The following is an 8,205-nucleotide window of genomic DNA, read 5'->3' as shown; positions in this document are numbered from 1 at the left end:
GGTCAGCTACGACCCCAGCGGCAAGCCGGTCAACGAACTCGCCGAGTCCATCGAGGGCAAGGACGGCCAGCACTTCACCATCAAGGTCAAGAAGGGCCAGAAGTTCACGAACGGCGAGGCCATCACGGCCAAGTCCTTCGTCGATTCCTGGAACTTCGGCGCCGCAGCCAAGAACGCCCAGCTCAGCGGTGGCTTCTTCGAAAGCATCAAGGGCTACGACGAAGCCAGCGCAGAAGGCTCCACGGTTGAAACCATGTCCGGCCTGAAGGTCGTTGACGACCAGACGTTCACCGTCGAACTGAAGCAGCCGGAATCTGACTGGCCGCTTCGCCTTGGCTACACCGCGTTTGTTCCGGTTCCCTCCGGTGCCCTGAAGGACCCGAAGGGCTTCGGCGAGAAGCCGGTCGGCAACGGCCCGTACAAGCTCGCGGACGGCGGCTGGCAGCACAACGTGCAGATCCAGCTCGTTCCGAACCCGGACTACAACGGCCCGCGCAAGGCCAAGAACGCCGGCGTGACGTTCAAGATCTACCAGAACGACGACTCCGCGTACCAGGACCTGATGTCCAACAACCTGGACATCCTGCAGACCATCCCGACCAGCGCGCTGAAGAACTTCAAGACTGACCTCGGCGACCGCACCATCAACAAGCCGTACGCCGGCAACCAGACCATCGCCATCCCGGAATACCTGCCGGAATGGAGCGGCGAGGCCGGCAAGCTCCGCCGCCAGGCGATCTCCATGGCGATCAACCGCGAAGAGATCACCAAGGTGATCTTCAACGGCGCACGCCAGCCTGCCAAGGACTTCACGGCCCCCGTGCTTGACGGCTACAGCGACTCGATCGCCGGAGCCGAGAACCTGACTTTCAACGCCGACAAGGCCAAGGAAGCCTGGGCCAAGGCCGACGCCATCCAGAAGTGGGACGCGAACAAGACGTTCACCATTGCCTACAACGCCGACAAGGGCGGACACAAGGCCTGGGTTGAGGCAGTAGTCAACCAGCTCAAGAACACGCTCGGCATCAAGGTTGAAGGCAAGCCGTACGCCACCTTCAAGGAAGCCCGCAACGACGCCACCGCCAAGACCCTCACCGGCTCCATCCGTGCGGGCTGGCAGGCAGACTACCCGTCGCTGTACAACTTCCTCGGCCCGATCTACAAGACCGGTGCCGGCTCCAACGACGCCAGCTACGCCAACCCGACGTTCGACAAGGCCATCTCCGACGGCCTGAACGCCGCGTCGGTCAGCGACGGCAACAAGGCCATGAACAAGGCCCAGGAGATCCTCCTGACGGACCTGCCGGCCATCCCCCTGTGGTACCAGGTTGCCCAGGGCGCCTGGAGCGACAAGGTCACCAACGTCGACTACGGCTGGGACGGCGTCCCGCTGTACTACAACGTAACCGGTAAGTAACAACAAAACGACGGCGGGGGCCGCCCATACTGGGGCCTCCGCCGTCGTCGTGTTTCCCCCCATTTATTTTCTTGATGTCCGGCTCTTTCGGGCGAACTTTTCGCAGCCCTGCCGCCGTGAGCAAACCGGCGCCGGCCTGCATCCATAGTGAAAAGGTTCTTTGATGAACAACTCCGCCGCATCCCTGGACAGGATGCCTGCCAACGAGGGTGTGACTCGCTGATGTCGACATACATCCTCAAGCGTTTCCTGCAACTGATTCCCGTCTTCCTGGGCGCAACACTGCTGGTCTATTTCCTGGTCTTCAGCCTGCCCGGTGACCCCATCGTGGCCCTGTTCGGCGACAAGCCGGTGAACGAGGCGGTCGCAGCCAAGCTGCGCATGCAGTACCACCTGGACCAGCCGTTCTGGATGCAATACCTGCTTTACCTCAAGAGCATCTTCACGTTCGACCTCGGCCAGGACTTCTCCGGACGCCCCATCGCCGCTGTGCTCGGCGAGGTCTTCCCCGTCACGGCGCGGCTGGCCATCATGGCGCTGATCTTCGAGGCCTTTTTCGGCATCGTCTTCGGCCTCATCGCCGGCCTGCGCAAGGGCAAGCTCTTTGACGCCACGGTCCTGGTCGCGTCCCTGGTCGTGATCGGCATCCCGATCTTCGTCCTGGGCTTCCTGCTGCAGTTCACCATCGGAGTCCAGCTCGGCTGGGCCAAGCCGACCGTCAGCTCCGCGGCGACCATCCCGGACCTCATCCTGCCGGCGATCGTGCTGGGACTGGGATCGTTCGCCTATGTCCTGCGCCTGACCCGCACGTCCGTCATCGAAAACATGAACGCCGACTACGTCCGCACCGCCACCGCCAAGGGCCTCTCCCGGTTCCAGGTGGTCCGCGTGCACATCCTGCGCAACTCCCTGATTCCCGTCATTACGTTCCTGGGCGCCGACCTCGGTGCCTTGATGGGCGGCGCAATCGTCACTGAGGGCATCTTCAACGTCCCGGGCGTAGGCAACCGGCTCTACCGGGCCGTGCTGTCCGGGGAAGGGCCCACGGTGGTCTCGATCGTCACCGTCCTGGTGCTGATCTACTGCCTGTCCAACCTGCTCGTTGACCTGCTTTACGGCTGGCTTGACCCGAGGATCCGTTATGACTCCTGATTACACCACCACCGCACGGCACGCCGATTCCCGCCGCCCGGCCCGCCGGACCGAGCACTTCGTGGCCGATGTCTCCGAGACCCCGCTCCAGGTAACGGACCGGGTCAAGGACGAAGCCGCACCGCTGAGCCTGTGGGGCGAGGCCTGGAAGAACCTGCGCAAGCAGCCGCTCTTCCTCATCTCCGCGTTCCTGATCCTGGTGGTCGTCGCGGTCTCCGTCTTCCCGGGAATGTTCTCGCAGATCGACCCCACGTCGGAGGCCTGCCAGTTGGCCAACTCCGACGCGGGCCCCGCCGCGGGCCACCCGCTGGGCTTCACCCAGCAGGGCTGCGACGTCTACGCCCGTGTCATCTTCGGTACGCGGTCCTCGGTGACGGTGGGCCTCTTCACCACCATCGGAGTGCTGCTGATCGGCGGCATCCTGGGTGCCGTCGCCGGCTATTACGGCGGCTGGATCGACTCGGTCCTGGCCCGCATCAATGACATCTTCTTCGCCCTGCCCCTGATCCTGGGCGCGATCGTGATGATGCAGCTGCCGATGTTCCGTACGAACAAGACCGTGTGGACCCTCGTGCTCATCCTGGTCATCTTCGGCTGGCCGCAGATTGCCCGCATTACCCGCGGCGCCGTCATCGAGGTCCGGAACGCCGACTTCGTCACGGCCGCCCGGTCGCTGGGCGTCTCGAAGTTCGGCGCCCTCATGCGTCACGTGATGCCGAACTCGCTGGCCCCGATCATCGTCGTGGCCACCATCTCCCTGGGCACGTTCATCGTGGCCGAATCGACGCTGTCCTTCCTGGGCATCGGGCTGCCGCCCAGCGTCATGTCCTGGGGCAACGACATCCAGGCGGCTCAGGCCTCGCTCCGCTCCAACCCGATGCCGCTGCTCTACCCGGCCATCGCGCTGTCCATCACCGTCCTGAGCTTCATCATGCTGGGCGACGCCCTGCGTGATGCCCTCGATCCCAAAGCCCGCAAGCGATGAAAGGGGACACCATGAGCGCCTCTGTTGACTTCCAGGAAGCTGAGTACGCCACTGAGCGCCCGCTGCTTGAAATCAAGGACCTGGCCATCGGGTTCACCACCAGCAACGGCGAGGTCAACGCCGTCCGCAACGCCCATCTCACCGTCATGCCGGGCGAAACCGTCGCGATTGTGGGCGAGTCGGGCTCCGGCAAGTCCACCACCGCGCTGGCTGCTATCGGCCTGCTCCCGGGCAACGGGCGGGTCGCGGCAGGCCAGATCCTGTTCGATGGCGAGGACATCTCCAACGCCAGCGAAAAGCGGATGATCGAACTGCGCGGCAACAGCATCGGAATGGTCCCGCAGGACCCGATGTCCAACCTCAACCCGGTGTGGAAGATCGGCGACCAGGTCCGCGAGACGCTGAAGGCCAACGGACTCCCGAGCGGCCCCGACGACGTCGCCAAGGTCCTGTCCCAGGCAGGGCTGCCCGACGCCGGCAGCCGCGCCAAGCAGTACCCCCACGAGTTCTCCGGCGGCATGCGCCAGCGCGCGCTGATCGCGATCGGGCTCGCCTGCCAGCCGCGCCTGCTCATCGCGGACGAGCCGACCTCGGCGCTCGACGTGACCGTGCAGCGCCAGATCCTCGATCACCTGGACAAGATGACCACGGAGCTGGGCACCGCGGTGCTGCTGATCACGCACGACCTCGGCCTCGCCGCCGAGCGTGCCGACCAGGTGGTGGTCATGTACCGCGGCCAGGTTGTCGAGTCCGGGCCCTCGCTGGAGCTGCTGCAGAACCCGCAGCATCCGTACACCCAGCGGCTGGTTGCCTCGGCGCCGTCGCTGGCGTCCCGGCGCATCCAGGCGGCCAAGGAACTCGGCGTGGAAACCGACGACATGCTCGCCCCGAGCGAGACCGGCGTGGTTGAGCCGGCCAAGTCCGACGACGTCCTGCAGATCCAGAACCTCAGGAAGGTCTTCAAGCTGCGTTCTGGCCTGGGCAAGTCCACGGACTTCACCGCCGTCGACGACATCTCCTTCAACGTCAAGCGGGGAACCACGACGGCGATCGTGGGGGAGTCGGGTTCCGGCAAGTCCACGGTGGCGCAGATGGTCCTGAACCTCCTGACGCCGACCTCCGGCAAGATCATCTTCGACGGCGTGGACACCTCCACGCTGAACAGCAAGGAGCTCTTCGCCTTCAGGCGCCGGGTACAGCCGATCTTCCAGGACCCGTACGGTTCCCTGGACCCGATGTACAACATCTTCCGGACCATCGAGGAACCGCTGCGGACCCACAAGATCGGGGACAAGGCCAGCCGCGAGAAGAAGGTCCGGGAGCTGCTGGACCAGGTGGCGCTGCCGCAGTCCACCATGCAGCGGTACCCCAACGAGCTCTCCGGCGGCCAGCGCCAGCGGGTCGCGATCGCCCGCGCCCTGGCGCTGGACCCCGAAGTGATCATCTGCGACGAGGCCGTCTCGGCACTGGATGTGCTGGTACAGGCGCAGGTGCTGAACTTGCTCGCCGAACTGCAGACCCGGCTCGGCCTGACCTACCTGTTCATCACCCACGACCTCGCGGTGGTCCGGCAGATCGCTGACCGCGTGTGCGTCATGGAGAAGGGCAAGCTGGTGGAAACGGGCTCGACGGACGACGTCTTCGAGTCGCCGCAGCAGGACTACACCCGGGCGCTGCTCAACGCCATCCCCGGCGCCGGCCTCATGCTGCCGCCGGAAATGGACGTGGCCTGAGCGGCCGCTTCCTGAGGGCTTGAATAAGCCCGCCGCCAGCAGCGCTTGGCAGCTGGCAGTACAGGAGCCGGTGTCCTCCCCTCGAGGCGGACACCGGCTCCTTTGTTGTGCTGTGGCCGTCCTGCGCTGGCGGTGCCTGCGCCGGTGGGACGTGCGCCGGTGGGACAAACCTGCGTTAGTGGGACAAACCGGCGAGCATGGCGGGGTCAGCGTAGTCAAACCCCAGTGACTGCAGCCGCTGGCCGAAAACGGCGCCCAGGGCCGCGTGGCCCTGCCGGTTCAGGTGGACCCGGTCCGCCATCGAGCCCGTCAGGTTGTACCGGGTGAGCCAGTCGCCTGCGCTGACGAACGGCAGCCCGTGCTGGTCCGCCACCCGCCCCAGAAGCGCGTCCACCTCGCTCCGGCGTCCTCCGCCGTAGTGGGCGCCGCGCCCGAGTGTGCCGACCATGAGTATCCGGGCCGCGGGGTAACGCTGCTGGATGCTGGCGATCAGCCGTTCCGCGTTGGAGACGATCTGCGCGTCGGAGGCGCCGCGTGCGGCATCGTTCCCGCCGCCTTCGATCACCACGAGGGGAGGAGTGCCGTACGGGAGTTTCCAGTCGCCGCGCTGAAGCGCGTCGATGTAGTTGCCGGTCCTGCCGTTGGACGCCACGAAACCGGTGCCGCCCCGGCCACAGAAGAAGACTTTGTACCCAGCAGCGGCCAGACCTTGCCTGGGCCAGCCRTAGGAAGGTTCCGATTGCGAGTCGCCAATCAGCACGGCGACATTGCTGGTGTCCTTGACGATGATCTCGTTGCGGCCGTTGGCAGGATTGCGGTAGGTCGAGCCGCTCGGCAGAGCGGCGGGGTCGATGGTGGACCCGATGCGCGTCTTCGCCGCGGACCCGGCCGCGACCGGCACTCCCGCGCCGACGGCCGCTCCGGCCCCGCCGCCGCTCAGCGGCGTGCCCACAGCTCCCGCCTCTGATGATCCCGCGTCGGAAGAGCCCGCGTCGGAAGAGCCCGCGTCGGGGGCAGGTGAATAAGAGGTCTGTCCGCAGCCGCCAAGAACGACGCCGGTGGCGATCATCATTGCGACGAAGCGGGACAGGGCCGAGGCGTTTCGCATGAATGTCTCCGGGCTTGCTTGCTGCTATCAGAGCAATGATGGTGCATGGGCGCTGGAAAATCCAGTGACTTTACTCACACGTAATAGACCACTTCCGTGCGCCCGTCCTGCTCTGGCGACAGCGCGGACGCTGGTCGCCGATCCGCATTTTAGGCCAATAAATGACCTAGCGTTTAGAATGGTAGTAGGTGCCCTGTGCCAAAGGGACTTATCTGTCGTGCGTTCCGGTTGGAAATGTCGCGATACCACAGCTGACTTCACCACTGAATCGAGCAATAACGCATGTCTGAAACCACCACCAACACCGCGGTAGCCACTGCATCGCGCAGTGACCTGCGCAACGTCGCGATCGTGGCCCACGTTGACCACGGCAAGACCACGCTGGTCGACGCCATGCTCAAGCAGACCAACTCCTTTGCCGAGCACAACCACCTCGAAGACCGCGTCATGGACTCCGGTGACCTGGAGCGCGAAAAGGGCATCACCATCCTGGCCAAGAACACCACGGTGGCCTACAACGGACCGTCCTCCAACGGCGAAACCATCACCATCAACGTCATCGACACCCCCGGCCACGCCGACTTCGGTGGCGAGGTCGAGCGCGGCCTGTCCATGGTCGACGGCGTCGTCCTCCTCGTCGATGCCTCTGAGGGCCCGCTGCCCCAGACCCGCTTCGTGCTGCGCAAGGCCCTCGCCGCGCACCTGCCCGTGATCCTTCTGGTCAACAAGACCGACCGCCCCGACGCGCGGATCGAAGAAGTTGTCCACGAATCCATGGACCTGCTCCTGGGCCTGGCCTCCGACCTCGCCGACGAAGTCCCGGACCTCGACCTGGACAAGATCCTGAACGTGCCGGTTGTTTACGCCGCCGCTAAGGTCGGCCGCGCCTCCCTCGAGCAGCCCGCCGACGGCAGCGCCCCGGAAAACGAAGACCTCGAGCCGCTCTTCCGGGCCATCATCGAGCACATCCCGGCCCCGACCTACAACCCGAACGGTGTCCTGCAGGCACACGTCACCAACCTGGACGCCTCACCGTTCCTGGGCCGCCTGGCCCTGCTGCGCATCTACAACGGCACCCTGCGCAAGGGCCAGACCGTGGCCTGGGCACGCGCCAATGGCGAGCTCAAGAACGTCAAGATCACCGAACTTCTCGCGACCAAGGCCCTGGACCGCGTCCCCGCTGAGTCCGCTGGCCCGGGCGAGATCGTCGCCGTCGCCGGCATCGAGGAGATCACCATCGGTGAGACCCTGACCGACGCCGAGAACCCGCAGCCGCTGCCGCTGATCACTGTTGACGACCCGGCCATCTCCATGACCATCGGTATCAACACCTCGCCGCTGGCCGGCAAGGTCAAGGGCGCCAAGGTCACGGCCCGCCAGGTCAAGGACCGCCTCGACAAGGAACTGATCGGTAACGTCTCCATCAAGGTTCTCCCCACCGAGCGTCCCGACGCCTGGGAAGTCCAGGGCCGTGGCGAGCTTGCACTGGCCATCCTGGTCGAGCAGATGCGCCGCGAAGGCTTTGAGCTGACCGTCGGCAAGCCGCAGGTGGTTACCAAGACCGTCGACGGCAAGGTCCACGAGCCGATGGAACACATGACCATCGACGTGCCCGAAGAGTACCTCGGCGCCGTCACCCAGCTGATGGCCGCCCGCAAGGGCCGCATGACCAACATGGCCAACCACGGCACCGGCTGGTGCCGCATGGAGTTCATCGTTCCGGCCCGCGGCCTGATCGGGTTCCGCACCAAGTTCCTCACGGACACCCGCGGCGCCGGCATCGCCGCCTCCATATCTGAAGGCTACGAGC

6 protein-coding genes are annotated in these 8,205 nt (G+C 65.3%); 5 read left to right on the top strand and 1 reads right to left on the bottom strand.

The features are described 5' to 3' along the window. The 4 genes from AC1D1W_RS18900 to AC1D1W_RS18885 form a co-directional block, all read left to right on the top strand. A partial coding sequence (locus AC1D1W_RS18900) for a peptide ABC transporter substrate-binding protein (RefSeq protein ID WP_476944486.1) occupies positions 1 to 1,417 on the top strand: 1,417 nt, incomplete at its 5' end. Positions 1,418 to 1,639: 222 nt separating this feature from the next. Beyond that, positions 1,640 to 2,569 (top strand): ABC transporter permease, encoded by a 930-nt coding sequence (locus AC1D1W_RS18895; RefSeq protein ID WP_018773796.1) that lies wholly within the window; start codon positions 1,640 to 1,642, stop codon positions 2,567 to 2,569. After that, entirely contained in the window at positions 2,559 to 3,554 is a 996-nt protein-coding gene (locus AC1D1W_RS18890; RefSeq protein WP_028275695.1) for an ABC transporter permease, read from the top strand. The genes AC1D1W_RS18895 and AC1D1W_RS18890 overlap by 11 nt, the downstream gene beginning before the upstream one ends. A gap of 11 nt (positions 3,555 to 3,565) precedes the next feature. Beyond that, positions 3,566 to 5,287: an ABC transporter ATP-binding protein gene (locus AC1D1W_RS18885; protein WP_243180945.1), complete on the top strand. Its 1,722-nt coding sequence runs from the start codon at positions 3,566 to 3,568 to the stop codon at positions 5,285 to 5,287. Between the two features lie 175 nt (positions 5,288 to 5,462). Here AC1D1W_RS18885 and AC1D1W_RS18880 read toward each other — a convergent pair whose 3' ends face one another. Beyond that, positions 5,463 to 6,395: an SGNH/GDSL hydrolase family protein gene (locus AC1D1W_RS18880; protein WP_476944485.1), complete on the bottom strand. Its 933-nt coding sequence runs from the start codon at positions 6,393 to 6,395 to the stop codon at positions 5,463 to 5,465. A gap of 282 nt (positions 6,396 to 6,677) precedes the next feature. Here AC1D1W_RS18880 and AC1D1W_RS18875 point away from each other — a divergent pair. Next, positions 6,678 to 8,205: GTP-binding protein (locus AC1D1W_RS18875; RefSeq protein ID WP_476944484.1), on the top strand; the 1,528-nt coding region annotated here is incomplete at its 3' end.

This window comes from Arthrobacter sp. P1_B4 (assembly GCF_056406555.1).
Note: the sequence above shows the minus strand (reverse complement) of the source record. Positions and strands in the feature narration are given on the sequence as shown.

Coding starts and splice junctions, on each gene's coding strand:
- AC1D1W_RS18895 (WP_018773796.1), top strand. CDS start 1,640: ATGTCGACATACATCCTCAAGCGTTTCCTGCAACTGATTCCCGTCTTC.
- AC1D1W_RS18890 (WP_028275695.1), top strand. CDS start 2,559: ATGACTCCTGATTACACCACCACCGCACGGCACGCCGATTCCCGCCGC.
- AC1D1W_RS18885 (WP_243180945.1), top strand. CDS start 3,566: ATGAGCGCCTCTGTTGACTTCCAGGAAGCTGAGTACGCCACTGAGCGC.